Origin of the sequence: Carboxydothermus pertinax, from assembly GCF_001950255.1 — a bacterium.
GTDB lineage: Bacteria > Bacillota > Z-2901 > Carboxydothermales > Carboxydothermaceae > Carboxydothermus > Carboxydothermus pertinax.
In genome coordinates this window covers 1-1,604 of the sequence record NZ_BDJK01000038.1, presented here as the reverse complement: position 1 = coordinate 1,604, position 1,604 = coordinate 1, and the positions used below count along the sequence as shown (strand labels likewise).

The 1,604-nt window shown below is 41.0% G+C and carries 1 protein-coding gene; it reads right to left on the bottom strand.

What is annotated here, in order from left to right; all coding sequences use genetic code 11:
• Positions 1-144: 144 nt before the first annotated feature.
• Complete coding sequence (locus cpu_RS09110; RefSeq protein ID WP_075859703.1) at positions 145-1,350, bottom strand: IS110 family RNA-guided transposase; 1,206 nt, start codon at positions 1,348-1,350, stop codon at positions 145-147.
• Between the last annotated feature and the right edge of the window lie 254 nt (positions 1,351-1,604).

The following is a 1,604-nucleotide window of genomic DNA, read 5'->3' as shown; positions in this document are numbered from 1 at the left end:
TTTAGACCCTCTATGTCAATATGGGTACTTAAAAAATTTAGCTATTAATAGCGTTAAATAACATGAAATAGCATAAGTGTATAAAATTGGAAATGTTATCTAAATAACACTTTACCTTTATTTAATTGCTTTAAAAATTAGCATTTAAGCAGCTATACTGTGTTTTGCTTTAGCGGCAAGAAAGACTGATTCATCATAAGGGTTGTGATTAATCCACATGGCAAAGATTATTCTCACCCATATATTAGCTAAAGCCCGTACTGCTTCGTGATGGGATTTGCCCTGAGAACGCTTTTTATCGTAGTATTCACGAGCCCAACTCACCTGTTGAATGCTTTGAAAGGCAAATAAATGCAAAGCGTTACGGAAGGGTTTTACACAAGATCTTCGCCTTCTCGCAAAGCGGTATTTACCGCTTTGATACAGCACAGGTGAAGTGCCGGCCAACGCTTGTACTACAGAAGCATTTAAAAAGCGTTCTCTATCGTCTCCCCACTCCGCCAGCAGTCTTGGAGCCAGCCGCATTCCCGCTCCTGGCAAACTGGCAAATAACATGCTGTCGGAGTGGAGCTTAAAAAGGCGTTCAATCTCCTTGTCATACTCTTTAATTTGCTCGAGGAGCGGTTCGAGCTGGGAAAGAATAGCTAACATCAAACGGGCTTTAGTCCTTGTAATAACCGGGTTAGCCTTTAGCTGGGGAGAATGCAATTTTTGATAAATAGTTATAGCTGTTTGATTGGGTTTTGGGTGTTTATGAGATTTTAAGAAAGCTGCCAATTCCGATACAGATGCTTGTTGAGCAACTTCCAGAGTAGGATAGTATTTTAAAAAATTTATTGCAACCGGTAAAGTTGGTTTAGTAAAAAGCTCAAGAGCTACCGGATAATATTCTTTTAAACAAGCAATTAGGCGGTTTGTTAAGCGAGTAGCTTCTCGTATTAATGTGTCTTGGTCACGGGTTAAGGTTTTTAGTTCTTGAATTAGCTCCGAGTCTGGCTTGAGCTGGCGCAAACGGTGTATACCGCTTCTCCCCAGTTCTGCCAAGATCCGTGCATCAATGGGGTCGCTTTTGGCACCGGATGGCTTACGCCATCGCTCCACAATTTTGGGGTTTACTGGGAAAACCGCAAACCCAGCCTCTAACAAGAACTGAATTAAAAGTCCATGTTTAGTTTCAATGATACAAGCTATTGATTGAGGGTTTTGAGCAAGCTTAAGGAGTTTTTCTTTTAAGGTCTCTAAGCCTTCCCGATTATGAGGGACAGTAAAGTTGGCTTTTTCTACTCCTTGAGAATCAACAACAGATACTCGATGCTGGGTATCAGCCCAATCAATGCCTACGTAAAACAATTTTCTTACCCCCTACCTGTTACATTAAGGACCAATTTTACTGCAGCTCGGTAGTTAGCCTTATCTAACTAAGGTGCTCGAAGCACGACCCCTCTATCAACTATGACCGGCTACAGTTTTTTCGGGAAAGACAACTCTAACTTAAGCAGTCGAACTGACTGGGACGGTTAAGCCTTTTCCCGAAAATTTTAGGTTTGCTAAATTTACGGCAAAATTATTTTCTACAAACTATATTAACAGATAAGGGACGGTTC